We start from the raw sequence: 26,918 nt of genomic DNA on the forward strand, positions 1-26,918 counted from the left end.
GCCCCTCTAGGCTTTGTACGAAAAGTCGAATTTGCTAATGTCACCTATGCCGAAGCAGCATAGGTGAGGTATGGCAGGACGCTACGAACTCTCCGACCATAGTTGGTCGCTGATCAAGGACATCGTCTCTCCAGCCCAGGAGATGGGCCGGCCAAGGCGGGATGATCGCCAGGTATTGAACGGCATCTTCTGGATCTTGTGCTCGGGGGCCAAATGGCGCGACTTGCCAGAGCGCTATGGGCCTTGGAGCACGGCATATGCTCGATTCCGTCAGTGGCGCGATGACGGCACCTTCGATGCGGTGCTGGCACGTCTCCAGCTCAAGCTTCGTGAGGATGGCCTGATGGATCTGGACACCTGGATGATCGATTCCACGGCCGTTCGTGCGACTCGAGCCGCCTCGGGAGGCGGTAAAAAGGGGGATCGGACGAACCGCTAGACCATGCCCTGGGCCGCAGCCGGGGCGGCTTGACCACCAAGATTCATCTGGTTTGTGACCGGCATGGCTGGCCGCTGACGTTCACCTTGTCACCGGGCCAGGACGCCGATACTTGCCATTTCATTCCCACAATGGAAACGATCCGCCTGCCGGGCAGCGTGGGCCGGCCCCGAAAGCGTTGCCGGCATATCGTGGCAGACAAGGGCTACGACAGTGATGACTTGCGCCGTTACTGCGATCGACACCGAATGAAGCCGATCATCGCGCAGCGCAAGATGCACCGAAAACCTCGCCCCGGACTCCCCCGAGGATTCGACAAGCCCAAGTATCGGGAGCGCAATGTGATCGAGCGCGGCTTTGGCTGGCTCAAGGAACTACGGCGAATCGCCACGCGCTATGACAAGCTGGCCCGTAGTTTTCGCGCCATGGTATGCCTGGCTTGCATAGACCGTTGCCTACGAGCCGACTTTTCGTACAAAACCTAACGCGTCACGACCAGGAGACCAATCAGCAACGCGATACCGCCCATGAGGAAATTGATCGTCAACGCTTCACCGAGCAGGAGGGCGCCGAACAGCACACCAAACACCGGCGACAGGAACGAGAAGATGCCCAGTTGCGAGGCGAAATAGCGCCTCAGTAACGCAAACCAGAGCAGTAGTGCGGCCAAGGAGATCACCAACGTCTGGAAGGCCAGGCTGGCCACCACGGCACCGGTCACCTGGATGCGGCCAAGATCGCCAAGCAGCGCGGTCGCGGGCAGCAACAGGAGACCGGCGATGGCAAGCTGGTAACACAGCGTCTGGACGGGTGGCGCTTCGGACAGGGAAGAGCGTCGTATCACCAGCGTGGTCGCAGCCCAGGAGAGACCGGCCAGCAACCCCAGGATATCGCCCCGCAAGATGTCAGCGGCATTCTCGATATCGGTGGCAGGCGCCATGGCGAGCACCATCCCGCCGAAGGCCAGCCCGACGCCCATCCACTGGCGCCTCGTCAATTGCTCCCCCGGCACCAGCAGATGCAACCCCAGGGCCGCAAACACCGGGGCCGTGTAGAGAAACACCGACATATGCGATGCCAGCGTGTAGTTCAGCCCCCACGCCACGAACACGAATTCTGCGGTAAATCCCACCCCCACCAATATCCCCGGTCCCAGGTGAGCGCGAATATCGGCAAGTCGAATGCCTTGCCAGCACGCCAGTGCCGCCACCAATAACGCAGCGAGAGAAGAGCGCAGGGCAATCTGTGCCAGCGGCGAGATATCCATCGCGACCATCTTGATGGCCACCTGCTGAAACCCCAGCGCCAGACAGAACAGCACCATCAAGGCACTGGCCTGCATGTCCAGGTGACGACGCGTCGTGGCACATCCACCCAGTGCCATAGCATTACTCAACGGCTTGGTAGGTTGCATGTTGCCCCCTTGGCAGTGATTGGTGCCAAGTTGAGCATTTGCGGCCGCAGGCGCCAAACGATTAATCTGAGGGTCCAGGCTCAGGAAAAATCACTCTATGAAGATCGAGCGCCTCCCCCTGAATGCGTTACGGGCGTTTGCCGAGGCGGCGCGTACAGAGAGTTTCAAGAGCGCAGCCAGCCACTTGGGCGTCACCCCCGGCGCGGTAAGTCGTCAGATCAAGCAGCTCGAAGAGCGGCTCGGGATTTCGCTCTTTACTCGACACGCCAATGGCGTGCACCTGAACGAGGCCGGACGACAACTGGCCAAGGACATCGATAGCGGCCTCGAGCGCATTGCCGCCGGCGTCATGGCCGCACAAGAACGTGCGCGGCGTGCCCCCTTGCTGACACTCAGCGCCCCGCCATCCTTCATGCAGTTGTGGCTACTGCCCCGTCTGGCGGATTTCGACGCCAGGGTGGGCGGTATCGACATCTCCCTGGATGCTAGTCAGTCGTTGACGATACCCGCCTGGCAGGGCGATGGCGCTCGCCTGGCGATTCGCTACGGCCGCGGCCCCTGGCCGGAGGTGAAGAGTTACCGCCTGTTCGGCGACGAGCTGTTTCCCGTCTGTGCCCCGTCACTGCTGGAGCAGGGCGATCGCCTCATGGAACCGGCCGATCTGGCCAATCACACCCTGCTGGAAGTTGCCTGGGAATCACGCCAGGGAATCGCCTTTCCCGGCTGGCAGGCGTGGCTCGAGGCCGCTGGCGTCGGCGACAAGGTGACCCCACCGCAACGCCGGTACTCGCTATATGGCCTGGCCATGGATCAGGCCATCGCCGGACGGGGCATCATGCTGGCCAATCACCCCGTCGCCATGGATCGGCTGGAAAGCGGGGTACTCGTTCGCCCCTTCGGCGGGCGCCATGTCCTCGCCTCACCCCTGACCTACGATCTGCTGGTGCCCCCGACCGGTGAGGCACCGCCTGCGGTGGCACGTTTCATCGACTGGCTGCTGAACGAAGCCGCCGCGTTCGACCGAGACACGATCGGCAAAGCCGCACGCTCGTAGAACTGCAAAACTGCATTTATGGCACCATAAGCCACTCCGGCCCATCGCGAAGGAAGCGCCCATGTCCCCGGCCGTCGCCACGACCGCCCTCTCCCCCGGTTTTATGGTGATCCACGGCAACCGCCTGGAGGCCCTGCGCCACCTGGCGGTGGAGTGGATGACCCGCCACCCCCTCGGCCCGCTGGAGAACGAGACCATCCTGGTGCAGAGCAACGGCATCGGCCAGTGGCTCAAGCTGGCGCTGGCCGAGGACGCCCCCCAGGGTGGCGCCGGCATCGCCGCCGCACTCGACGTGACCCTGCCGGCGCGCTTCCTGTGGCAGGCCTATCGCAGCGTGCTGACCCATGTCACCGGCGACCCGGAGGCGGTGCCCGCCACCTCGCCCCTGGACAAGTCGCGGCTGGTGTGGCGGCTGCTACGCCTGCTGCCGGGGCTGCTGGACAGGCCCAGCTTCGCGCCCCTGGCGCGCTTTTTGGCCGACGACGCCGACCTGCGCAAGCACCACCAGCTGGCCGAGCGCCTGGCCGACCTCTTCGACCAGTACCAGGTCTACCGGGCCGACTGGCTGGACGCCTGGGCGGCGGGGCAGGACGTGCGTATCTCGGCCCGCGGCGAGGCGCGTCCCCTGGAGGAGGCCCAGCGCTGGCAGCCGGAGCTGTGGCGGGCGCTGTGCGCCGACGTGGACGCCGCCCATGGCAGCGCCGGCATCGACTCCAGCCGCGCCCGGGTGCACCGGCGCTTTCTCGCCGCTGCAGAATCACTGACTCCCAGCAACCGCCCCCCCGGACTGCCGCGCCGGGTGGTGGTCTTCGGCATCTCCTCGTTGCCCCAGCAGACTCTGGAGGCCCTGGCCGCCATCGCCCGGGTCAGCCAGGTGCTGCTCTGCGTGCACAACCCCTGCGAGCACTACTGGGCCGATATCATCGAGCACAAGGAGCTGTTGCGGGCGGCGCGAAGGCGCCAGCGGCGCAAGCCGGGCATGCCGGAGCGCCTCGACGTGCTCGGCGATGGAGACGGCGAGGCCGCCCTGCACCTGCACGCCCAGCCGCTGCTGGCGGCCTGGGGCAAGCAGGGCCGCGACTACCTGCGCCTGCTCGACGAGCACGACGACGCCGGCGCCTACCAGTCGCTCTTCGAGGGCGAGGCGCTGCGTATCGACCTCTTCGAGCCCTGCGTGCCGGACGACTCACCGGGCCTGCTGCTGCAACAGCTGCAGGACGATATCCGCGCCCTGCGCCCGCTGGCCGAGACCCGCGACACCTGGCCGGCGGTGGACCCGGCCGAGGACGACTCCCTGGTCTTCCACGTCGCCCATGGCCCCCAGCGGGAGGTGGAGATCCTCCACGACCAGCTGCTGGCCGCCTTCGGCGCCGACCCCGAACTCAGGCCCCGGGATATCATCGTGATGGTGCCGGAGATCGACCACTACGCCCCGCATATCCAGGCGGTCTTTGGTCAATACGGGCATGGCCAATACCCATCGGACGACCCGCGGCATATCCCCTTTACCCTCTCCGACCAGGCCGACCGCCACCGGCTGCCGCTGATGGTGGCCCTCGAGAAGCTGCTGCGCCTGCCGGAGCTGCGCTTCTCGGTGAGCGACCTGCTCGACCTGCTGGAGGTGCCGGCGCTGCGGGCCCGCTTCGGCCTCGACGAGGCGGACCTGCCGACGCTCGCTCGCTGGATCGAGGGCGCCGGCATCCGCTGGGGGCTCGACGCCCGCCAGCGCGGCAGCCTCGACCTGCCCGAGGGCCTGACCCAGAACACCTGGGCCTTCGGCCTGCGCCGGCTGCTGCTCGGCTATGCGGTGGGCAACGGCGGCGGCGCCTGGCAGGGCATCGAGCCCTACGACGATATCGGCGGCCTGGAGGCGGGCCTCGCCGGCCCCTTGGCGCAGTTGCTGGAGACCCTGGAGGCCCAGTGGCAACGGCTGCGCGTGGCCCATGACGTGGACGCCTGGGTAGCGGTGCTGCGCGAGCTGCTGGAGGCCTGCTTCAGTGCCGAAGAGGCCGCCGATAGCCTGATGCTGGCGCGCCTGGAGCAGGGCCTGCAGACCTTCCAGGAGAGCGCCCGGGAGGCGGGGCTGAGCCGGGAGCTGCCGCTTTCGGTGGTGCGCGAGCACTGGCTGGGACAGATCGACGAGCACAGCCTCTCCCAGCGCTTCCTGGCCGGGGCGGTCAACTTCGCCACCCTGATGCCGATGCGCGCCATCCCCTTCCAGCGGGTCTGCCTGCTGGGCATGAACGACGGCGACTACCCGCGCAGCCAGCCGCCGCTGGATATCGACCTGATGCACGGCGACTACCGCCCCGGCGACCGCTCGCGCCGCGAGGACGACCGCTACCTCTTCCTGGAGGCGCTGCTCTCGGCGCGTCGCCAGCTCTATATCAGCTGGGTGGGGCGCAGCATCGTCGATAACGCCGAGAAGCCCCCCTCGGTGCTGGTGGGCCAACTGCGCGACCACCTGGCCGCCGGCTGGCAGACAGACAGTGGCGACGATCTAAGCGACGACCTGCTCGCCGCCCTGACCACCGAGCATCCGCTGCAGCCCTTTAGCCGCGACTACTTCCCCACCCCGGCGCAGCAGGCGGCCCGGGATACCTCGGCCCGGCGCCGCTTTACCTATGCCCATGAGTGGCGGGATGTGCATAACGAGGCGATTCCCACGGCGGACGCCCAGGCCCTGGGCGACTTCGCGCAGGAGAACCCACTGACGCTCATACAGCTCGGAAGCTTTCTGCGCGACCCGGCCAAGGCCTTCTTCAATACCCGCCTCCGGGTCTTCCTGGAGCGGGAGGAGCTGACCAGCCTCGACCAGGAGCCCTTCGCCCTCGACGGCCTGACCCACTGGCAGCTGCAGGACGCCCTGATCCAGGCCCAGCGCCGCGCCGTGGATGCGAGCCAGCCGCGGATCGCGGCGCTGGATGAGGCCCTGCAGCGCCTGGAGGGCCAGGGGGTACTGGCCATGGGCGCCTTCGCCGAGCGCATGCGCGAGAGCCTCACCGAGCCCATGGAGGCGCTGTTCGCCGAGTACGCCGAGTTGATCGACGCCTGGCCCTACCCGGTGGAGGAGCCCGAGCCGGTGCGCCTGGCGCTGCCCACCCGCACCACCCCGCCCCTGGAGGACTGGCTCGATCAACTGCGCGTCAACGACGAAGGCCACCGCTGCCGCCTGCTGCTTTCCAGCAGCAGCCTGATCAAGCAGAAGAAGTACCGCTGGGCCCAGTTGGTGCGCCCCTGGGTGGCTCACCTGGCCGGCAACCTGGAGGCACCCCTGACCACCCGGCTGCTCTCCAAGGCCGGCAGCGTGACCCTGCCGCCCGTGGAGGCCACGCTCGCCCGGCAACGCCTCGGCGAGCTGATCGACGCCTGGCAGGCGGGGATGGGCGAGCCCCTGCCGCTGGCCTGTGATACCGCCTTCGCCTGGCTGGCCAAGGTCGACAAGCACGATGGCTCGAAAGAGAACAACGGTCCCGACAGCGATGCCTGGCAGCAGGCGAGGAAGGCCTACGAGGGCGACGCCTTCAGCGGCGGTGAGGTGGACCGCAACGCCTACCTCGCCCACCGCTGGCCCGACTTCGCCGCCCTGATGGCCGCCGCCCCGGCCAATAAGGAGAAGCGACCCGACGTCGCCACACTAGATTTTCCAACACTTGCCGAGCGGCTGCTGGCGCCGCTCTATCTCGCAGTAAAAGGGGATAAAGAGGGAGGAGAGGGCAAATGAGTGATAGCCAGCCCACCGAGCTGAATGCACTGACCTTTCCGCTCCACGGCAGCCGATTGATCGAAGCCAGCGCCGGTACCGGCAAGACCTTTACCATCGCCCTGCTCTATGTGCGCCTGGTGCTGGGCGCCCGCCACGCCGAGGACGCGGCCGCCTTCCCCCGCGCCCTCACCCCGCCGGAGATCCTGGTGGTGACCTTTACCAACGCCGCCACCCAGGAGCTACGCGAGCGGATCCGCGCCCGCCTGGTCGAAGCGGCGGAGGTCTTCCAATGGGGGACAGACCCCCATTTCGAAATGGGGGTCTGTCCCCCATTCGACCCGCTGCTGCTGTCCCTTCGCGACCAATACGACCCGGCGGCCTGGCCCGCCTGCGCCCGGCGCCTGCAACTGGCCGCCGAGTGGATGGACGAGGCTGCCGTCTCCACCATCCATAGCTGGTGCTACCGCATGCTGCGGGAGCACGCCTTCGACAGCGGCAGCCTCTTCTCCCTGGAGCTGACCACCGACCAGGGCGAGCTCGAGCAGGAGGTGGTGCGCGACTACTGGCGCAGCTTCTACTACCCGCTGGACGCCGAGGCCCTGGCCGAGATCACCCGCTACTGGGAGGCCCCCACCGAGGGCCGCGCCTCCCTCTACGCCGCCGTGCGCCCGCTGCTTCCCGAAAGCGATGCCCTGGATCACCAGGCCCCGCCCCCCGCCGAGACCCTGGCCGCGGCCCGGGCGGAGCGCGAGGCGCGCCTCGCCGAGCTCAAGGCGCCCTGGGCCGCCTGGCTGGACGAGCTGGGCCCGGCCCTGGAGGAGGCCGCCAAGCGCAAGGCCTTCAAGGGCCAGAGCTTCAATGCCAAGAGCCGCGCCACCTGGCTGGGGGCCCTGCGCGACTGGTGCGAGGGCGAGGCGAGCCGCCCGGCGCTGACCGCCGCCGCCTGGAAGCGCCTGACCCCGGAGGGCATGGCGGAGATCTGGAAGGAGGGCACGCCCCCGGTGCCGGCGGCCTGGGAGGCCCTGGCCGAGCTGCCCGCGGTCCTGGACGCCCTGCCCGAGCCCCATGCCGACCTGCTGATTCATGCCGTGCAGTGGTGCCGGGCGCGGCTGGCCCGCGAACAGGAGCGTCGTGCCGAGATGGGCCCCAATGATCTGCTGACGCATCTCGATCGAGCCCTCGCCCGGGCTCACTCAGACCCGGGTGCCGACGCCCTGGCCGAGCACATTCGCCAGCAGTTCCCGGTGGCCCTGGTGGACGAGTTCCAGGACACCGACCCGGTGCAGTACCGCATCTTCGACCGGGTCTACCGCCTGGCCGAGAATTCGTCGGAGACCGGCGTCTTCCTGATCGGCGATCCCAAGCAGGCGATCTACGCCTTCCGCGGCGCCGATATCTACACCTACCTCCAGGCCCGCCGCGACACCGCCGGCCGCCACGTCACCCTGGGCACCAACTACCGCTCCGGCGCCGCCATGGTGGCCGCGGTGAACCGCTGCTTCGCATTCGCCGAGGCCCACCCCGCCGGGGCCTTCCTGTTCAAGGAAGCGAGCGTCAATCCGGTGCCCTTCACCCCGGTCAAGGCCAAGGGCCGCAAGGACACCCTGGTGGTCGATGGCCGGCCCCAGCCGGCCATGACCCTCTGGCAGCTGGACACCGACGAGCCCCTCGGCAAGGGCGCCTATCTGGGCGAGATGGCCGAGCGCTGCGCCTCACACATGGTCGCCCTGCTGGAGCGGGGCCGGCGCGGCGCGGCGGGCTTCGACGACGGCGAGCATCTTGCGCCGCTGGCCCCCTCGGATATGGCGGTGCTGGTCAACGGCATCGGCGAGGCCCGGGAGATCCGCCGTGCCCTGGCCCGACGCGGGATCAAGAGCGTCTACCTCTCCGACAAGGACAAGGTCTTCGCCTCGCCCATGGCCGGGGAGCTCGAGGCCTGGCTGCGCGCCTGTGCCGACCCGGACGACGAACGCCTGCTGCGCGCCGCCCTGGCCACCCCCGGCCTGGGCCTGGATCTCGCCGCCCTCGACCGCCTACAACAGGACGAGCTGGCCTGGGAGGCCCGGGTGCTGCAGTTCCGCGACTACCACCGCCTGTGGCAGCGCCAGGGGGTGCTGCCGCTGCTGCGCCGGCTGATGAACGACTTCGAGGTGCCCGGCCGGCTATTGGCCGGTGGGCCTTCCAGCGAGGGTGAGCGCTGGCTCACCGACTTACTGCATCTGGGCGAGTTATTACAGCACGCCAGCCAGGAGCTGGACGGCGAGCATGCGCTGATTCGCTTCCTGGCCGAGGCCATCGCCGAGCCGGACGACCAGGGCGAGGCCCACAAGCTGCGCCTGGAGAGCGACGCCGACCTGGTGCAGGTAATCACCATCCACAAGTCCAAGGGGCTGGAGTATCCGCTGGTGTTCCTGCCCTTTATCGGCAACCACCGCGCCACCAAGGCCGACGACTCGCCGCTGCGCTGGCACGACGCCGAGGGGCGGCTGCGCCTGAGCCTCGCCGCCGACGAGGCGACCCTGGCCATCGCCGACCGGGAGCGCCTGGGCGAGGACCTGCGCAAGCTCTATGTGGCCCTGACCCGGGCCCGCCACGCCACCTGGCTGGGGGTCGCGCCCCTCAAGGGGCTGGAGGCCAGCGCCCTCGGCCAGCTGCTAAGCAACGGCGAGGCGCTGACCCCGGAGAACCTCGGCGCGGCCCTGGCCGCCCTCAAGGGCGACGAGGGCGCCATCGTGATTGAGCCGGCGCCCCCGGCCACCGCCGAGTGCTTTGCCCCGGCCCAGGGCGAGGGCGAGCTGGGCGAGGCGCGGGTGCCCGCACGCCCGGCCCGGGAGCACTGGTGGATCGCCAGCTACTCGGCGCTGCGCACCAGCGGCGCCATCCTCGAGCCCAGCCCCGCCCCGGCGCAGAGCGGCGCCCCAGTAACCACTGACTTACCTCCCGAGCCAGGCAAAGCGGCCATCCTGCCCGAGCCCACCACGCCCCTGGAGGCCACCGCCTTCGAGGTAATGGACGAGCCCCGCGACAGCGCCGCGACGCTACCGCCCCAGGCCCATCGCCTGCACCGCTTCCCCCGCGGTCCCGGCCCCGGCACCTTCCTGCATGGCCTGCTGGAGTGGGCCGGCGAGCAGGGCTTCGGCCGCGCCGCCCGGGACGCCGCCCTGCGCGAGGATATGCTGGCCCGGCGCACCCAGCTGCGTGGCTGGGGCGCCTGGCTGGCCCCGCTCAACGGCTGGCTGGGGGAGCTCCTGACCACGCCGCTGCCGCTGCCCGAGGCGTCGCCGCTGCGCCTCGAGGAACTGGCCAGCTACCAGGTGGAGATGGAGTTCTGGTTCGCCGCCCACCGGGTCGCCACCCCGGCGCTGGACCGCCAAGTCAGCGCTTACACCCTGGCCGGGGCCCCGCGGCCGGCACTCGACGCCGACACCTTGAACGGCATGCTCAAGGGCTTTATCGACCTGGTGTTCGAACGCGACGGGCGCTATTACGTGCTCGACTGGAAGTCCAACCACCTGGGGCCGGACGACGACGCCTACACCCAGGCGGCCATGCGCAACGCCATGGCCGACAAGCGCTACGACCTGCAGGCCGCCCTCTACCTGCTGGCCCTGCACCGGCTGCTCAAGTCGCGCCTGCCGGACTACGACTACGACCGCCATATCGGCGGCTCGCTGACCGTCTTCCTGCGCGGCATCGGCCCCGCCACCGCCACGGAGGGCCGCGGCATCTACGCCGAGCGCCCGCCCCGGGCCCTGATCGACGGCCTGGACGCCCTGTTTCGCGGCGAGTCGGCGCCCACTCACGCCACGGAGGCCTCCGCATGAAGGACCTGTTCGACGACCTGCCCGAGGCCCGGCATCCGGCCCTGGAGGAGACGCCGGCGCTGATGGACCTGCTGGCGCGCTGGGTGGAACGCGGCTGGCTGCGCGCCCTGGACCGGGCCCTGGCGCGCTTCCTGCACCGCGAGGTGCCCGAGGCCCCGGCGCCGCTGCTGCTGGCCGCGGCCCTGGCCAGCCACCAGCTGGGCCGCGGCCACGTCTGCCTCGACCTGGCCGCCACCCTGGAGGCCCCGGACCTGGCCCTGTCGCTGCCGCCGGAAGGCGACGACCTCAGCGACCCGCCGCCGCTGCCCAGCGAGGTGCTCGACGGCCTGACCCTCGACGACTGGCAGCGAGCCCTCGCCAACCCCGGCCTGGTCGCCAACGACGCGCCGGGCAGCACGCCCCTGGTCCACGCCCCCGGCCCCCGCGGCCCGCGCCTCTACCTGCGCCGCTACTGGCAATACGAACAACAGATCCGCCAACAAATCGCCGCCCGACTGACCACCGAGGACGCCACCACCCCCAGTAGGAGCCTGCTTCAGCAGGCGATTGGCGCCGATAGGCGCCCCGAAGACACCGCAGCACCCGATCAGGCCCCCCGTAGGAGCTTGCTTCAGCAGGCGATTGGCGCCGATAGGCGCCCCGAATCAACCGACAACACAAGCGACGCCCCCCGTGGGAGCTCGGCTTCGCCGAGCGATGGCGCCGCCAGGCGCCCAGAAGACACCACCAACACTGAAACCCTCGCCACCGCCCTGGACGCCCTCTTCCCCACCAGCGGCGACCTCGACTGGCAGAAGGCCGCCTGCGCCCTGGCCGCCCGCTCCCCCTTCGCGGTGATCACCGGCGGCCCCGGCACCGGCAAGACCACCACCGTGGTCAAGCTGCTCGCCCTGCTCCAGGCCATGGCCCTGGGCCGCCCCGAGCCGGACAGCGCCCGAGCGCTGCGCATCCGCCTGGCCGCCCCCACCGGCAAGGCCGCCGCGCGCCTTAACGAATCCATCGCCGGCCAGGTCAAGAAGCTGTCGCTGGCCGAGCTGGCCGGCGCGGTGGGCCAACAGGGTGTGGATATCTCGACCCTGCGCGAGGCCATCCCCACCGAGGTGACGACCCTGCACCGCCTGCTGGGCTCCCGCCCCGATACCCGCCACTTCCGCCACCACGCCGGCAACCCCTTGGCGCTGGACGTGCTGGTGATCGACGAAGCCTCCATGGTGGATATCGAGATGATGGCCGCGGTGCTGACCGCCCTGCCCGCCCGGGCCCGCTTGGTGCTGCTCGGCGACAAAGACCAGCTCGCCTCCGTGGAGGCTGGCGCCGTGCTGGGCGACCTCTGCCAGCGCGCCGAGGGTGGCCACTACACCCCCGAGACCGCCGACTGGCTGGAGGCCGCCACCGGCACCCCGCTACCCGAGCACTACCGCGATACCTATCACAACACCCCGGGCCAGCCCCTGGACCAGGCCATCGCCATGCTGAGGGTCAGCCACCGCTTCGACGCCGCCAGCGGCATCGGCCGGCTCGCCGAGGCGGTCAATCGCCCGCTGCCCGACAAGCGCCTGGCCGAGGAGAAGCGCCGCGCCGTGCGCGAGGTATTCGCTGCAGAAGGAAAAGCTGGCTATCGGGACCTGGCCCGGCTGCATCTCGGCGACCCCGAGGACGCGGGCCTCGACAGGCTGGTGGTGGAGGGCAACCCCGCCGGCTTCCCCCTGCGCGGCCAGGGCCGCACCGACCGGCGCGGCGATCCCATCGCCCCGCCGCTGGGTTACCGCCACTACCTGGCGGTACTGCGCGACCATCGCCCGACCGACACCGCTTTCGGCGACGACGAAGCGCGCCAGCCCTTCGACGCCTGGGCCCGCGCCGTGCTCGAGGCCCATGGCCAGTTCCAACTGCTCTGCGCCCTGCGCAAGGGCCCCTGGGGTATCGAGGGCCTCAACCCGCGCATCGGCCGCGCCCTGCGCCGCGCCGGCTGGCTCAATGCCAGCGATATGGAACTCGACCGGGGCTGGTTCGAAGGCCGCCCGGTGCTGGTCACCCGCAACGACTACGGCCTGGGGCTGATGAACGGCGATATCGGCATCACCCTGGCGCTGCCCGATACCCGGGCACCAGGCAGGACCCTGCTACGGGTCGCTTTCCCGTCCAGCGACGGCAGCGGCAAGATCAAGTGGGTGCTGCCCAGCCGCCTCCAGGCGGTGGAAACCGTCTTCGCCATGACGGTACACAAGTCCCAGGGCTCGGAATTCACCCACACCGCCCTGCTGCTCCCCGACGCTCCCAACCCCATCCTCACCCGGGAGCTGGTCTACACCGGCATCACTCGTGCCAGAGACTGGCTAACCCTGGTGGAAACCGGCCGCGGGATGCTGGATGAAGCAGTAACCAGGGAAGTGATGCGGGTAAGTGGGTTGGGGAGGCTGTAGATAAGCCGACACCTCCAGAAATAGAGATGCCGCTTTCGGCCTGAAATCGGGCTGGAAGTGTCGAAGTCGGGTGAGCTGGACTCCTGGGAACGGAAAGCCCCCGTGACAGTAGCGTTTCGGACCGCACTTACACCCCCCTTACACCAGTGTCACGGGAATTCTTATACTTTCGAACCGAGCGTCACATTGTTGACGGCCTTCTAACGTGTGAAGCCGATCACATGCTACAAATCTTGAGCAGTTATCACATCATGTGGCCTGTCTAGCGTCAGCCCAGAAAATAGAATGTCGCCTATAAGGTCATTCCTTTCCGATACAGATGCTACTAGGTCAGCAAGCCTGCCCTTTATTTCTCGGGATTGATTACGCCTTTCCCACAGCAATTCTTTTAGTTTTTTTATCCCTTCATCTGACTTATCTTTTAAGTCAGTTGCTGACCAGCATTTAGAGTCCATCCAATTATCAATATCAGACTTTTTAATATGCAGCGCACGCTCGATTACCGATTCTAGTGAATGGTAGGGGTGGTTGATTAATTCGGTTTCAGGCAAACCATGAAGCATATTTCTGACATAGCTTTTGTATATGATTCTTAGAAAAACCTCCGAGTAGGGAAACTTTTCCAACTCAGCCATTCTGATATCTGGAAATTCAACGTCATAGCTGACTCCAGATTTCTTTATTGTGATGTTGATTTTATCGCTCATTCGGCATTCTCCCCGTCAGATGACTTATCGTGCTTGGATTTAAATAGAGCAGAGAATGGCACGAGTTCCTTGTAAACCAAAACCCCATAGCACATAACTACCATGGAAAGCAGGATCATATATTTGGTTTTGACTATGAGGCTTGTGCAGTCTGGCGTGAAGCCTGATGTATCACAAAGAAAAGTATCATGAAAGAATGGACGAGAAAAATCTATATTTATTATCTCCATTGCGTGGTAGAGGTTGGGTAAAACTCCCGCGCCCTGATAAGTGCCTAATCGGAAATTTTCGTGTAGTGTCGGCGTCTGGATCACTGCACGGATGAGCCCATGGCAAGGCGCCGCTTTGTTGCCCCTCTCACGGAGTCTGAACAGCAGACGCTGACCTCCGCCTATCACCATGGTGAGAAGCGTGCCCTACGTCGGCGTGCGCACGCCATCCTGCTGAGTGATCAAGGCCATACCATCGACCAAATCAGTGGGATATTGCAGGTTCGCCGCGATGCCGTATCTCGATGGCTCAAACAGTGGGAGGCGTCGGGACTCGACGGGCTCATCGACAAACCTCGCAGTGGCCGCACGCCGATCCTGGATGAACACGACCACCAGCGACTGCAGGAGCTGGCCGCCGAGCAACCTCATCAGATTCGATCCTTGCAGGCTCGCCTGCAAGAAGAGACCGGCAAGACGGTCAGCACGGTGACCCTTCGCCGGGCGTTGAAAAAAAAATCGCCATAGCTTCAAGCGCATTCGGCATTCACTGAAAGCACGGCGTGACGAAACGGATTTCCGCAACACTCAGGGCCTCCTCAAGGCGCTTCACCAGCGGGAAGACCAAGGCGAACACGAGCTCTATTACTTTGATGAATCAGGCTTTTCACAATCGTCGTCGGTGCCATATGCGTGGAGCCCCATCGGTAAGCCCTGCGAGGTGACCGCCTACTCCCATAGCCGAAGGCTGAACGTACTGGGGTTCCTCAGCCGAGCCGGGAAGCTGGTCTACCACACCACCACGGGACCGGTGACGACCGAAACGGTCATCGAAGCGTTTGACCAGTTTGTGGCCAACAAAGACCCCGATACCTTCGCTGTCGTGGTGCTCGACAATGCCAGCATGCATCGCTCCAAGGACTTCAGACGGAAGATAGTGGAGTGGATGTCGCATCGTGTGCACCTGGTCTACTTATCTGCTTACTCGCCGGAGCTGAACCTGATTGAGATCCTGTGGCGGCAGATGAAGTATGCATGGCTACCATTGAGTGCGTACCTCTCGTTTGATCGGCTCTGCAACGAGGTCTATCGCCTACTTGGAGGCTACGGATCTGATCGCGCGATTAATTTTGAATAGGCACTTAGTAGTTTGATGAGAGCAGTATCCAGATGGGTATCGAGAAGGCTGATGTAATTATCAGAATCATTCCTGAGTTTTTATCACTGGTCATTTTCCCCTCGCTACTTTTATTCCAGACCCCAAAAGCTAGCATAGCATCTTGGTGGGTGATGCGCCATTCTTTGGGATGTTGTTAAAATATAAGTTTTTTCGCAATAGTGAAGCACAATGATATGGCGGATTGGCAATAACAATCGGGGACAGATCTCATTTCTAGATATGACGGCGGCCTTTGCCACCATGTCTGCTTTAGATCGATACTGTCATTCGCTCACGCCCTTATAAAACGCTAGCCGTCCGGCAAGCTCCTCCATCCCCTCCAACGGCTGTTGATAACTCCAGGCCACATCCTGGTGCTCGCCATACGAGAAGTACACGGCATCGCCCTTGAAGGGGCAGTGGGTCAGGGTCTCGGAGGGGGTCAGCAGCTCCATCTGTACATCGTCGCGGGGCAGGTACTGGCGCGGCGGGTAGCCACGTTCGCGGAGTTCGATGGCGCGGGTGGTATCGGCGATCAAGGTGCCGTCGATAACCACGCGCACCCGGCGGGAGTGCGGGTGCAGGGTGATGCGGGGTGTCGAGGAATCCGTTGCCATATGGGCATCCCTTGCGTAGTGGCGGTGTCGTTATGGTTATGAGATTCAGCCTAGCACCGAAGGATGCTGTGTCCCAGGCAGGGAAACGACGGGGTGGCGGCGAAGACCATGGCGACGCAGGTCATCAGTGATACCGGCCCATGCAGGATGGGTCTGTCGCAGCTGCCGCAACGACAGCACGGCTACATCGGGCCACGGCCCTCCACGGTCACCCGGCCAATGTGGTTGGTGGCACTCTGGTGTATCAGCAGCGCTTCTCCATCGAGGGTGGGGCGCATATGGCGCAGGATTCCGGCATAAACCGGTCCGGAGGGGATCGGCCAGCTCTGGAAGGTCTCGGCGTCAGGATCGAAGCGCACCAGCATGTCCGGCCGCACGCCGCTTTCGTTGTACCAGACCGCCCCGTCGAACACGGCGATCGCGTAGGGATGGGAGTTCGCGCCGCTGGGCGAGTCCCATTCCTGAATATCGCCGGTGTCGGGATCGTAGCGACCCAGCCGGCCCAGCCCGGAATTGACCCACCAGATGATGCCGTCTCCGTCGATATCGAGCCTGCGCACCCTGGTGCCGGCCCCGGGCAGGGGGATCTCGCTCACCGCCATCGATTCGGGGTCGACGCGCAGCAGACAGTTCGCCCCGTTGCAGGCGACCCAGACCGTGCCATCCGAGGCGACCTTCACGCCATAGGGACGCGAGCCTTCACGCGGGCTGGTGACCAGCCGCACCTCTTCGGTCGCCGGGTCCAGCCGGCCGATCATGTTGCTCTGCTGCAGGCTGAACCACAGGATACCGTTCGCCGCAAACTCGGCGGTATGCGGGTCGCGTGCGGCCTCGTCGGGCATGGGATATTCGGTAATCTCACCCGTTTGCGGGTCGAATCGGCCCAGGGTGGCGTTGCGGTTGCCGGTGTACCAGGCCGCGCCGTCGGGGCCGATGTTGACCGAGTGGGGCCGCGCCCCCGAGGGCAAGGCGAACTCCTCCATCTCGCCGGTCTCGGGGTCGATCCGGCCGAGGATGTCCCTCCACTGCCCCACCCACCAGATGCTACCGTCCGGCGCCTCGACCGGATCGCGCGAGCGCTGCCCCGGCGTGGGCACCCTCCATTCTTCGAAGCGGATGGTCAGCGGGCCATCGACCGGCATCGCGGCCCGGTTCTCGCTGGGCGGGAAGTGCTCGGCCAGATAGTCGAGGATGTCATCCTGCCTCGTCGAGTCGCCCGACACGTCGACCATCGTGGAGATGAGATACTCCCAGTCATCCCGGGAGTATCCCGAGCTGCGCTCGATCAGGTTCACCCCGTGGCAGGCAGCGCAGACAGTTTCGACCGTTTCCCGGCCATCACCGTCCGGCAGCGCGAGGGCGGCGGAGGCATGGCAGAGTGCCGTTGTAAGGAAAACGGGACCCAGCATTATGCGGGACATTTTGCGAGGCATGTCGTGGTCCACGGCGGTGGCAGGGTCATCTGAGCGTAGCCAAAAACCTGGAAATCGGGGGGACAGAATCGGCAAGCCGAGGACAGACCTTCATTGCAGTGCCCCCTCTCATAAAATTCTCTAGATCGCATTGGTCCAAGGCGCCACGCCGGGCGGCAACTCCCCCGCCTCGATGACCAGGACGGCGGAGGCCTCGGCGTCATACGCAGGCAGTGAACTGTCGGCGAAGAGGTGCTGATCGCCGGGGTAGAGGAACAGCGGCGCCTCCTCGGTGGCTTCGACGAGCGCCCGAGCGGCGCAGCCCGTCGGCAAGTGTCCTACTGCGGGACCAGCTCCACCCGCCGGTTCCTGGCCCGGCCCTCATTCGTGGCATTGCTCGCCACCGGCGCGGTGAAGCCCACGCCCCAGGGCTTGAGCCGGTCCCGCGCCACGCCGTATTCGGTCGCCAGGGCCTCGACCACCGCCGCAGCGCGGCGCTGTGACAGGTCGATGTTGTAGTCGAATCCTCCCTGGTTGTCGGTGTGGCCGACCACGAGCAACCTGAGGTCGGATTGCGTCGACAACAGCTCGCCGACCTCGTCCAGGGCGGGCCTGGACCCGGCCTGGATCCGGGCGCTGTCGGTGTCGAAGTAAATACCGTAGAGGGCGACCCTACCCTCCGCGGCGATCTGCTCGGCCATCTCGTCGGCCTCGACCACGACGACCTCGGTCTCACGCGGCTCCTGCTCGATCACGTCCACCTGGGTGTAGACGCGGTTATTGCGCTCACCGCCGACGCTGTAGGCCTTCACCGTGTAGATCGCGACATGGACATCGCCCTCGGGACCGGCCTTGCGGGCGGCGACGTAACGCTGACCCTCGTGGTTCTCGCTGAAGGTAAGGTCGTAAGGCACCACCGCATGGTTGAAGGCGCGGCCGCCACAAGCGGCGGCGTCGCATTCAAACAGGATCTCGAAGTCGTTTGCGGTCAGCGCCTCCCGATAGGCGCGCATCACCTCCAGGGTACTGCGCTCCCTCGGCGACTCGTAGGTGATGCGGGTGACCCGGCCTTCCAGGGTGAGGCCGTATTGTGCCTTGGCCGCATCGCCCCACTCGGCCCGGCTGGTGACTTCCTGGGTAAGCAGCAGGTACTCGTCGAACGCCATCGCCTCGTAATCGACGATCCGGGCGTCCTCGAAGCGCCCGACCAGGGGGTGGTCGGAGCCCGTCTCCGAGGCGCCGGCCGCGGTCGCCACCATGACCACGAACAGGGAGCCAAGCAGGAATCGGACATTGCGCATGGTCACCTCCAAGCCGTTGGCGCGGAGAAAAGAAACGAGGGCATCCACTTTCCGATCTTGCCCAGCCACCGTGGACACCCCGTTAAGGTAGTACACGGGGGCGATGTGGCCCATGGCAAGGCAAGAACGGTCCATGACCGACGAGAGGATCGCAGAATTGTAATTAAATGTTACTGATTGTCTCCACTCTGCCCTACAATGAAGAAACCTTGTATCTCGAACGAGGATTGGGGCGATACAAGGCATCCCAGCTCCCCTGGCCCTATACCTACCCAGGAAAGCACTGAAAGGATCGTCGCCCTAATAGTGACCAAGTAATAGGCAGCCGAAAGCGCCCTGAGCTGACGCCCGACTCGAGCGGCTGGAGGAGGGAAGCCATCATGACCATCGCCATGTTCACCTCGCTCGCCCCCAACTGGCAGCATGTCCATGCCGACTGGTGGCAGGACGATCAAGGCAACCGCATCCATCGTGTCGAGATCGACGACGAGGCGCTCTACCACTGCCACTTCGCCGGGTCGCCGCTGCCGTGGAACGCCGTGGCCACAAGTCTGGACGAGGCCATCGCCGTCTTCGACGGGAATACCGAGTGACCGCCGAGGTCCGTATAGCCGTAGCGGAAGGCCGAGTAGCGGCCGCCCACGGGGATGACGAGCGGGCCTTGAAATCCTCCCGCCCCCCCTTGCCCGGGCCCCGGCTCCACTATAGTGACAGGGATGGTCGAGGCGTTCCGGGTCGCCCTCTTCTCGGCCGCGAGGGGGCTCGGGGGGTAACGCTGGCGGGCATCCTGCCCGGTGCGGCCGGCCCGGCAAGGCCGGGAGGAGACATCAATGCGTGCAGTCCTGTGGGGCGGGGTGTTCATGATCGGCCTGACGGCGGCGCCCCTGGCCGCGGCTTACTCGCCGACGGGCAATGTCCAGGGCGAGGAGGTGGCGGCGCTGATCGAGTCGGTGCGCGCGGCTACCCTGCGCTTCGAGGATGTCGAGGTGGCCCTGGCGGAGGGCTATGTTCCCGATCCTTCCGGGGAGTGCGTGACGGCGGCGGCGCATGGCATGCCCGCCGAGCTGGGGGACATGGGCATCCACTATTTGCGGCCCGACCTGCTCGGCCTCACGGTCACCGCGCCACGGGTCGATGGCACCGGCACCCATACCGACTTCATCAACCCCGCCATCCTGCTCTACGAACCCCAGGAAGACGGCTCCCTGGTGCTGGTCGGGGTCGAGAACCTGGTGTTCCATGCGGCCTGGGAAGCCGCGGGCAACGAGGGTCCGCCGATCCTGGCCGGGCGCGCCTGGGACTATATGGTCGACGATCCGACCACCCTCGCGGAGGAGGCCCACCACTTCGAGGCCCATTACGATCAGCACCTGTGGTTTCGCGACAACCCCAACGGCAACCTCGAGCCGTTCAATCCGACGGTGACCTGCCGGCACCACAAGGCGTGACACCCTGCGACTGAGTCCAGGCCCCGGCCGCGTTCCGCTCTTGATGCCACCTTGCCCTGGCGTGGACGAGGTGGCATCGTTGGCCGCAACGATAATCAGCCTGATGGGAGAATGTGCCGTGTTCATCGCCATGAACCGTTTCCGGGTCAACCCCGAGAGAGTGGAGGAGTTCGAGCAGATCTGGCTGGAACGGGAAACCCACCTGCAGGGCCTGTCCGGCTTCGTCGAGTTCCACATGCTGCGCGGCCCCGAGAAGGAGGACCACGTGCTCTACGCCTCGCACACCATCTGGCGCTCGCGCGAGGATTTCGAGGCCTGGACGCACTCCGAGGCATTCCGCAAGGCGCACGCCAACGCCGGCCAGAGCAAGCGCGAGGGGCTCTACCTGGGCCCGCCGAACTTCGAAGGGTTCGAGGTCATCCAGACGGTCGGCAACGCAAGCGATGCCTGACATGAAGCGCGAGGGGATCGACAGATGAGCCCAAGGGGCAGTTGACGCTGTGACGGCGTGTGGCATCTGAAAAGTGCCTAGACCTGGATGAGGTACGGCTCGAGCCAGCGCTTCAGTTGCGCCCCCTGCATCAGCCCGGCCTGGCGGGCGATCTCACGTCCTTCCTTGAAGACGATCAGCGTGGGGATGCTGCGAATGCCAAAGCGCCCTGCAAGGGTCGGTTCCGCCTCGGTGTCGAGCTTGGCGAAGCGAATGCGCGGCTCCAGTTCGGCGGCGGCCTGGGCAAAGAGCGGCGCCATCATCTTGCAGGGTCCGCACCACCCGGCCCAGAAGTCCACCACCACCGGCAGCTCGCTGCGTTCGATCAAGGCGGCGTAGTTGGCAGTGGTGAGTTCCAGGGGTGCGCCGGTGAACAGCGGCTGCTTGCACTTGCCGCAGCGCGAGGCATCGGCCAGACGCGCCGCGGCCACGCGGTTGATGGCCAGGCAGTGGGGGCAGGCCATATGCAGTGAATCGGTCATGGCAGGCTCCGAGAAGGGTGGCATTGAAAGGATAGGAAAGCGCGTCGCCCACCTATTCATCGATCTTGGTCAGCGCCGAGTCCTTGTGCATGGCGATGTGATCGGTTTTATCGCTCTTGATCTCGTATTGGGGCTCTTCTGCGCTGGCGTGGCGCTTGTGTCCCTTGTACTCCGTGTCCTGGGTATGAACGCGGATAATCTTTCCGCTTACCTGGCCTGCCTCGGAGTTCCAACTGACATGGTCGCCCACCTTGAAACGCTTGGCCATTGCTCACCTCTCCCTGAGGAATGTTCACGAGCTGAAGCATAGCCCAGGCGGCTGCGGTCTACTGGCCTTCTGTCACGAGCACTCTGCCATTCTCCAAGACGAGGCTTTATCTGTCTTCGGCGTCAGTCACAATCTCACCAACCCCGGCGGCAGGCCGAAGACTTCAATTCCACTGGGAGTGGCTGTTCCAATCTCAATATCAATTCTCTGGGATTCGTCCTGTGACGAAGCGCGATATTCAACGTAGATGCCGTTTTGATCTTGGCGGATCGCTTCTGGGGGTACCACCATGGCGGCATCGCTCCGATAGGTAGTGACGTGCAAGTTAGCGCTCATGCCGAGACGAATGTGGCGCTGCTGTTCCGGCGTCAAAGGCGACACACTAACGATGAATTGGTAGCTGGCACCAGCCCCGTAGCCCTGGGGTTCCATGCGCTGCACACCGATGGAAGAGAGTTCTCCTTGCAGCTCGATGTTCGCAAAGGCATCGCCAGTGACGGTCACTTGTTGGCCAGGCTCAAGCATATTGATGTCTACTTCTTCGGCATGAGCGACGATATGTATCCGCTCAGTGCTGGCGAGAGTGAACAACGGCTGACCTTGTGTGACATGAGCACCGTTCTGCACTGGCTCACGCTCTGTCTCGCCGCTCTGGCTGAGTGGCGGCATTACCACTCCGTCGAAAGGCGCACGTAGCGTGCGGTGCTCGCGCTGTTCCAATAGTGATTCATGGCGGGCGGCGGCGTTCTCCAGCTCCATCTCGGCGATGCGCCGGTTGTCTCCGCGCCCCTGACCGAGGATGGACACCAGCTCCGCCTCGGCAGATTCCAGGTCAAGCCGCTGCATGGTGGCCTGCTGCTCCAAGGCCTCCACCTCCATTCGCGGCACGATACCTTTTTCCAGTAAGCTGCGGCTCTCGTTCAAGCGCCGGACGGTGTCATTGAGATTGAGTTGTGAACTCGAGAGCATCCGCCGCGCCCGTGCCACTTCCGGCCCTTGCTCCCACCCTTGCAGATCGCTGAGAGTGCGCTGCGCCTGCAAGCGCTGCGCCAGCGCTTCGCGCAGTTGGATGTCGATCTGGGTGGTATCCAGCCGCAGCAATACTTCGCCCTCTTCCACCCGGCTGCCCTCCGCTGCAGCCAACTCCTGAATGCTCCCCTCGAAAGGCGCGCTCAGGGTACGCAGCTCGGCCGGCTCGACCCGCCCCACCAGCCCGAGCTGTTGAACCAGCGGCTGCAATTCCACCGGCCTCCAAGTGACCTCTTCCTGCGCCATGGGTTGATCGCTGTCCGGGCGCAACGACCACACGGCTGCCAGCACAAACAGCGCGGCCAGCATTAGCCCAGGCTTCTTCCGCCATAACATATCAATCGTCATTGAGCGCAATGTCCCAGCTCTCCAAGGTCATGCCCAGCCGTAGGTCGAGCTGGGTCTGGGCGTTGAGATAAGCAATTAGCGCATTTAGCCGGGCATGCTGGGCGTTGCGCAGCTCCGTCTCCTGGCTCAGTACCTGAAAGTTACTGGAGCGGCCTGCCGAGAGCTTTTCGCGCTCCAGTTCCAGGGCCTGATGCGAGAACTCGGTGGCGCGCTGGGCAAGCTGGTACTGACGCCACTGCGCTTCCAGGCTGCGCACGGCATCGTCGATATCTCGTTCCAAGGTCTGCTCGGTCTCTGCTAGGCGCAAGGCCTGGTCGTAGACATTAACCCGCGCTCGCACCTCATCCCGGCGCTGTCCAGCATTTCCGATGGGGATCTCCACTCGTACCCCAGCATAGGCGTCCCAGTGCCGGTCATTAACGTGCTCACTGCTGCCGAAGCGGTTCTGCAACTGGCTGGCACCGCCTACGAGAGAGAGATCCCACAAGCGCTGGTTGTGCGCTACCGCTGCATGAATCTCCACCTGCTCCTGGACGATCAACTGGGTTAGATATTCCGGTTGATACATCTTGGCGATGTGCCGCGCCTCTTCTGCATTAAGGCTGACCTGACGCGCCGCAAGCGGATCGCTGGCCTGAAGCGGCGTGGCAATATCCAGGGCTAGTAGATGCAGCAATTCCAGCCGCCGCGCTTCGCGCTGGTTGATCGCTTCTTCTACCTCCAGTTCCCGGCTCGCCATGCCGGCCTGAATTTGCAAGATATCGAACTCCGCCATCCTTCCAGCAGCGATCAGAGCCTCGTTCACCACAGCCAGTTGCCGAGAGCGTGCTAATCCCTCTTCAGCGATGCGCACCTGTTCTTGGGCGCGCAATAGCTCACGATAGGTAAGCACGATCTGGGTCACCACTTGTGAGACCATGGATTGTAGTTCCAACTGATTTATCTGCTCACTCAATCGCGCCAGACGTAGCGGCGCCGTCGCCACGTCCTTCCCCGCATCACGCAGCAGAGGCTGGATTACCTCGAAGGTGGCACCACGACTATGGCGGCTACCTGTCTCGTCGTTACGGTTGACCGCTTCCGTCCATGAGAGGCTGAAGTTAGTGCCTAGCGGGCCCTCTATACTCACCGTGGGCGAGACTTCGCCGAGCTGTTCACTGCCATCGTCGCGCTGGGTGGCGAGATAACGACCCTGCACGTTGAATTGCGGGTCGAACTGCTCCTCCGCCACCTTCAGGTCGAAACGCTGGGAAATGCGTTGTAAGTAGGCGCTTCGGATGGTTCGATTCCCCCTCAGCCCCATGGCCACCGCCTCAGCCAGCGTCAGTTCCATAACCTCGCCGGCCGGTGGCTCATCCACCACCAGAGGGGCATTCATTACCGGTGCCGATGGCTGCAAGATCTCCTCCATCCACGCCCCGGCAGGAGCACTCAGCAGCATCAGCAAGGCCACCGCTGTCAGTAGCAGTCGTGGATTACTCGGCACGCAGCGCCTCCACTGGCTGAAGACGGGAAGCCGTGAACGCTGGATAGAGCCCAAAGAAGATGCCTGCCAGCAGTGCACCACCCACGCCAAGCGGCAGCACCTCCCGAGCCATGTGAAAATCCCAGTGGGAAAAACGAACGAAGCCGTAGGCCACCGTCAATCCCAACGCCGCACCGAGCAATGCGCCCAACAGCGAAAGATTGACAGCCTCCAGTAGGAATAGACGGCGTATGTCGCGCCGACGCGCGCCCAGTGCCATACGAATGCCAATCTCCCGCTTACGTTCGGCCACGCTCATCAGCATCACGTTCATCACCCCCACCCCACCCACCAGCAGCGAGATGCCACCCAATCCCGCCAGCAGGTAAGCGAAGGTATTGGCCTGCTGCTGCAAGCCATCGAGAAGCTGCCGGGGGATCTGCACGTCCACTGCCCTTTGCCACAATTCCTGCATGTAGGCACGTAGCGCCTGGGCCAACCCGGTCAGTTCCGCATCCCCGCCGCGTACGATGATGGCATTGATCTGCGGTGCGGGATGCAGCCGCCGCATCCCCTCCAACGGCACCAGTACGGCATCGTCCGCTGAGATGGGAATCAAGGGGTTGGCAGGCCAGGGCTTGGCAATGCCGATCACTTCGAACAGATAGTGCTCGATGCGGATACGGTCACCGATTCGCAGCGGACGCCCCGGCGCTCCCAGTTCTTCAGCCACCCGGGCGCCTACAACGGCGAAGGCTTCCCGCCGGTCATAACGGGAAAGATGCCGACCCTCGCGGAGTTGCAAGCCGATAGCCGGCGCCATGCCACCGGTGGCACCGACCAAGGATGCATCGGAGTACTTTCCGGCGTAGCTGATGCGGCCTGAATGATGGCTCAGAGGCGCGATCTCGGCGATCTCCGGCAACGCTGCCCGCATTGCCAGGGTATCCAAATGGGCGGGCACGGGCCGGTGCTCCTCCATCCTGGAAGGAAAATTCACAATCAATGTATCCGTGCCCATATGACGAAAGGTGCGCATCGCCTCTTCGGTACCACTCCCACCGATGATCAACAGGGCAATGATCGAGCCGCTGCCCACCATGATACCAAGCAGCGCCAACAGTGAGCGTCGACCCGACAGATTCAGATTGCCGATAGACTCGGTCAAAACTTGCATCAGAGTAATGTGGTCATGTCCTTCATGCATGCTTATCGTCTCCAATGGTTACGATTTCATGCATCTCGCCCTGATGGATTTCCAGTTGCCGGCCGAAGTGTTTGGTCATGGAGGTATCGTGCGTCACCATGATCAGGGTGACGGATTGCTCGCGATTCAAGGTGAGCAGCCGGTTCAGGATGTCGGTGGCGGTCTGGTTATCGAGGTTGCCGGTGGGTTCATCGGCCAGGATGAGGGAGGGGGAGCCGACCAAGGCACGTGCGATAGCTACCCGCTGGCACTGCCCACCGGAAAGCTCCGCCGGGCGATGCATGGCACGCTCGGCCAGGCCAACCCTCTGGAGCTGTTCCATGGCACATTGCCGCGCTGCGTGACGTGGTACGCCGCGATATGAGAGCGGCAAGGCGACGTTATCCAAGGCGGTCAGGCGTGGTAGCAGATTGAAGGACTGGAAGACAAAACCGATTTCCTTGTTGCGGATCGACGCCAGTTCGTCCGTACTGGCACGTTGCATATCGTGACCGGCAAAGTGGAATTGTCCGGAGTCAGGGCGGTCGAGCAGGCCAAGAATATTAAGCAGCGTACTCTTGCCAGACCCCGATGCACCCAGAATGACACACGACTGACCTCGCCATATGTCCAGCGTGACATGTTTCAGTACGGGGAGTTCTTGATCGCCCGTTCGGTAACCATGGCTGACGCCTTTCAAGGTGATCAGGGCCGTTGTGTCCTCATGATGAATTCGACCGATAGGCATGAGTCTATATACTTGTTGAAACAATATCGGCGACGCAGCTAGCGCCACCAGCCGCAGCCACGCTGCCTTGGGAGAACCTTGATGCCGCCGCTATAGAGATTGACCTAGAAGATGCTGCCTACGTTGGATTGAAAAACCGACGGAATTAGAGAACGGATGATAGCAGTCATAGGGTAGCATTCCTTAACCTCTCTTGGTGTTGGACGTCTTCATCAGCTCAATCAATCTCGACAGCAGGCCTCGCTCTGGTGCTTTTTCGTCGCTTTTACCGAAGAAGGCATCGAGAATGTACTGGTTCTGCTCCTGGCCAGCGCTGGTTGCGAGGGAACGCTGAGTGTTGCCGATGACCTGGTCCAGCGTGATGCCCGCCGCCGCGCCCTTCTCGGTCACGCTCCAGACGCCGTTGACGTTGGTGATATCCGGCTCGAAGGGCTGTAGCGTGATTTCGTCCGCCGTATGCAGGATGTAGTTGTTCTCTATCCTGACATAAGTCGAGAACTTGGGGTCCAGCGTGGCGGCTTCGCTGCCACGGGAGGAGAATCGGGTCACCATCTGCTCCAGGAACTCGAAATCGCTGCCGTGAGTGAAGCCGTAGCCGGGGTCGAGGATGTAACTTAGAAAGCCCTGGTCCAGTTGCGTGCTGTTGAGGGCATCGCTTTGCAGAATGCGCTCGGCCGTGGCGGTATCCTTGTCGGTAAAGCTGACGGTTCGTACGCGCCCTTCAAGGTCGTAGCTACGACCATCGTTAAAGTTCGCTATTGCCTTGCCATCATTACGTTGCCGATACAGCCCAAGATCCCAGGCCAGCCGGTCGACGTGCTTCAGATCGGCTCCCTGCTCATCGGCAAACTCATACATCTCCGCCAGCAGGCTTCGGTCGTCACGGGTAAGAAAGTGATGGGGCAGCATGGCGCCGTACTGGCCCATGCCCTGAGACCCCGGCAACACGGGCGGTTCGCTGGTGGCATCCTCGGTGAGGAACAGGCGCGACAGCATCAGCGCGCGTCCGCTGATGGTCACGGATGTGCTTCCGGCGGGTGGAGACGCCTTGGCTTCATCGGCGCTCTTGGAACCGCTGACGACACCACCACTTTCCTTGGCGTTATTTATTTGCTTACTGCTTTGCACATACGCAGAAACTTGGCTACCGATCTTCATTGGCTTAATCCCTTTAGCAACCAAGCCTCTT

At 64.5% G+C, this 26,918-nt stretch carries 22 protein-coding genes; 9 read left to right on the forward strand and 13 right to left on the reverse strand.

Annotated features, from left to right (window positions below; genetic code table 11):
- The first annotated feature begins 70 nt into the window (after nt 1–70).
- Nucleotides 71–924, forward strand: a protein-coding gene (locus ACZ5EF_RS16180) for an IS5 family transposase (RefSeq protein ID WP_346061585.1) whose coding sequence is annotated in 2 segments (ribosomal slippage) — nt 71–413 and nt 413–924 — 855 coding nt in all. Because the reading frame shifts where the segments join, the coding sequence is not laid out codon by codon here.
- On the opposite strand, the gene ACZ5EF_RS16185 is transcribed toward ACZ5EF_RS16180, so the two are convergent.
- Entirely contained in the window at nt 921–1,853 is a 933-nt protein-coding gene (locus tag ACZ5EF_RS16185) for a DMT family transporter (RefSeq protein ID WP_346061584.1), read from the reverse strand. The two genes, ACZ5EF_RS16180 and ACZ5EF_RS16185, sit on opposite strands and share 4 nt — an antisense overlap.
- Nucleotides 1,854–1,950: 97 nt before the next feature.
- On the opposite strand from ACZ5EF_RS16185, the gene ACZ5EF_RS16190 reads away from it, so the two are divergent.
- The 4 genes from ACZ5EF_RS16190 to recD all read left to right on the forward strand — a co-directional run bounded on the left by ACZ5EF_RS16190 (nt 1,951) and on the right by recD (nt 12,860).
- Nucleotides 1,951–2,907 carry a LysR substrate-binding domain-containing protein gene (locus tag ACZ5EF_RS16190; protein ID WP_346061583.1) on the forward strand — a complete coding sequence of 319 codons (957 nt, stop codon included), beginning with the start codon at nt 1,951–1,953 and terminating at the stop codon, nt 2,905–2,907.
- Nucleotides 2,908–2,968: 61 nt separating this feature from the next.
- Entirely contained in the window at nt 2,969–6,631 is a 3,663-nt protein-coding gene (gene recC, locus ACZ5EF_RS16195; protein ID WP_346061582.1) for an exodeoxyribonuclease V subunit gamma, read from the forward strand.
- Nucleotides 6,628–10,437 (forward strand): exodeoxyribonuclease V subunit beta, encoded by a 3,810-nt coding sequence (gene recB, locus ACZ5EF_RS16200; RefSeq protein ID WP_346061581.1) that lies wholly within the window; start codon nt 6,628–6,630, stop codon nt 10,435–10,437. Before recC ends, recB begins: the two co-directional genes overlap by 4 nt.
- Nucleotides 10,434–12,860 carry an exodeoxyribonuclease V subunit alpha gene (gene recD / locus ACZ5EF_RS16205; protein ID WP_346061580.1) on the forward strand — a complete coding sequence of 809 codons (2,427 nt, stop codon included), beginning with the start codon at nt 10,434–10,436 and terminating at the stop codon, nt 12,858–12,860. Before recB ends, recD begins: the two co-directional genes overlap by 4 nt.
- Nucleotides 12,861–13,084: 224 nt before the next feature.
- On the opposite strand, the gene ACZ5EF_RS16210 is transcribed toward recD, so the two are convergent.
- Nucleotides 13,085–13,567: a hypothetical protein gene (locus ACZ5EF_RS16210; protein ID WP_346061579.1), complete on the reverse strand. Its 483-nt coding sequence runs from the start codon at nt 13,565–13,567 to the stop codon at nt 13,085–13,087.
- 329 nt (nt 13,568–13,896) lie between these two features.
- Between ACZ5EF_RS16210 and ACZ5EF_RS16215 the strand changes: the two genes are divergently transcribed.
- Nucleotides 13,897–14,914 (forward strand): IS630 family transposase gene (locus ACZ5EF_RS16215; RefSeq protein WP_346061578.1). Its coding sequence is split into 2 segments (ribosomal slippage): nt 13,897–14,286 and nt 14,288–14,914, totalling 1,017 coding nucleotides; the frame shifts between segments, so codons are not numbered across the junction.
- A 305-nt stretch (nt 14,915–15,219) separates the two neighbouring features.
- On the opposite strand, the gene ACZ5EF_RS16220 is transcribed toward ACZ5EF_RS16215, so the two are convergent.
- The 4 genes from ACZ5EF_RS16220 to ACZ5EF_RS16235 form a co-directional block, all read right to left on the reverse strand.
- The gene (locus ACZ5EF_RS16220; protein ID WP_346061577.1) at nt 15,220–15,552 is read right to left on the reverse strand and encodes a DUF427 domain-containing protein; all 333 of its coding nucleotides are present in this window, start codon (nt 15,550–15,552) and stop codon (nt 15,220–15,222) included.
- A 182-nt stretch (nt 15,553–15,734) separates the two neighbouring features.
- On the reverse strand, nt 15,735–16,961 hold the full coding sequence (locus ACZ5EF_RS16225; RefSeq protein ID WP_464122347.1) for a Vgb family protein: 1,227 nt from the start codon (nt 16,959–16,961) through the stop codon (nt 15,735–15,737).
- A 144-nt stretch (nt 16,962–17,105) separates the two neighbouring features.
- Nucleotides 17,106–17,297 carry a hypothetical protein gene (locus ACZ5EF_RS16230; protein ID WP_346061575.1) on the reverse strand — a complete coding sequence of 64 codons (192 nt, stop codon included), beginning with the start codon at nt 17,295–17,297 and terminating at the stop codon, nt 17,106–17,108.
- A 5-nt stretch (nt 17,298–17,302) separates the two neighbouring features.
- Entirely contained in the window at nt 17,303–18,265 is a 963-nt protein-coding gene (locus tag ACZ5EF_RS16235) for an OmpA family protein (protein WP_346061574.1), read from the reverse strand.
- 380 nt (nt 18,266–18,645) lie between these two features.
- On the opposite strand from ACZ5EF_RS16235, the gene ACZ5EF_RS16240 reads away from it, so the two are divergent.
- From ACZ5EF_RS16240 to ACZ5EF_RS16250, 3 genes are all read left to right on the forward strand, one after another.
- Nucleotides 18,646–18,858, forward strand: coding sequence for a hypothetical protein (locus tag ACZ5EF_RS16240; protein WP_346061573.1), 213 nt, complete (start codon nt 18,646–18,648; stop codon nt 18,856–18,858).
- A gap of 237 nt (nt 18,859–19,095) precedes the next feature.
- Nucleotides 19,096–19,713, forward strand: coding sequence for a hypothetical protein (locus ACZ5EF_RS16245; protein WP_346061572.1), 618 nt, complete (start codon nt 19,096–19,098; stop codon nt 19,711–19,713).
- Nucleotides 19,714–19,831: 118 nt separating this feature from the next.
- On the forward strand, nt 19,832–20,164 hold the full coding sequence (locus ACZ5EF_RS16250) for an antibiotic biosynthesis monooxygenase family protein (RefSeq protein ID WP_346061571.1): 333 nt from the start codon (nt 19,832–19,834) through the stop codon (nt 20,162–20,164).
- Between the two features lie 77 nt (nt 20,165–20,241).
- Here the strand turns inward: ACZ5EF_RS16250 and trxC are convergent, their stop codons facing one another.
- From trxC to ACZ5EF_RS16285, 7 genes are all read right to left on the reverse strand, one after another.
- Nucleotides 20,242–20,685: a thioredoxin TrxC gene (gene trxC / locus ACZ5EF_RS16255; protein WP_346061570.1), complete on the reverse strand. Its 444-nt coding sequence runs from the start codon at nt 20,683–20,685 to the stop codon at nt 20,242–20,244.
- A gap of 52 nt (nt 20,686–20,737) precedes the next feature.
- A complete protein-coding gene (locus ACZ5EF_RS16260) occupies nt 20,738–20,953 on the reverse strand; it encodes a hypervirulence associated TUDOR domain-containing protein (RefSeq protein ID WP_346061569.1) in 216 nt (71 codons plus the stop codon).
- Between the two features lie 126 nt (nt 20,954–21,079).
- Nucleotides 21,080–22,291 (reverse strand): efflux RND transporter periplasmic adaptor subunit, encoded by a 1,212-nt coding sequence (locus ACZ5EF_RS16265; protein ID WP_346061568.1) that lies wholly within the window; start codon nt 22,289–22,291, stop codon nt 21,080–21,082.
- 28 nt (nt 22,292–22,319) lie between these two features.
- Complete coding sequence (locus ACZ5EF_RS16270) at nt 22,320–23,771, reverse strand: TolC family protein (RefSeq protein WP_346061567.1); 1,452 nt, start codon at nt 23,769–23,771, stop codon at nt 22,320–22,322.
- 34 nt (nt 23,772–23,805) lie between these two features.
- The gene (locus ACZ5EF_RS16275; protein WP_346061566.1) at nt 23,806–25,002 is read right to left on the reverse strand and encodes an ABC transporter permease; all 1,197 of its coding nucleotides are present in this window, start codon (nt 25,000–25,002) and stop codon (nt 23,806–23,808) included.
- Nucleotides 24,995–25,729, reverse strand: coding sequence for an ABC transporter ATP-binding protein (locus ACZ5EF_RS16280; protein ID WP_346061565.1), 735 nt, complete (start codon nt 25,727–25,729; stop codon nt 24,995–24,997). The genes ACZ5EF_RS16275 and ACZ5EF_RS16280 overlap by 8 nt, the downstream gene beginning before the upstream one ends.
- 183 nt (nt 25,730–25,912) lie before the next feature.
- The gene (locus ACZ5EF_RS16285; RefSeq protein WP_346061564.1) at nt 25,913–26,887 is read right to left on the reverse strand and encodes a hypothetical protein; all 975 of its coding nucleotides are present in this window, start codon (nt 26,885–26,887) and stop codon (nt 25,913–25,915) included.
- Nucleotides 26,888–26,918: the final 31 nt, after the last annotated feature.

The sequence above is a fragment of the Bisbaumannia salifodinae genome (assembly GCF_055388505.1).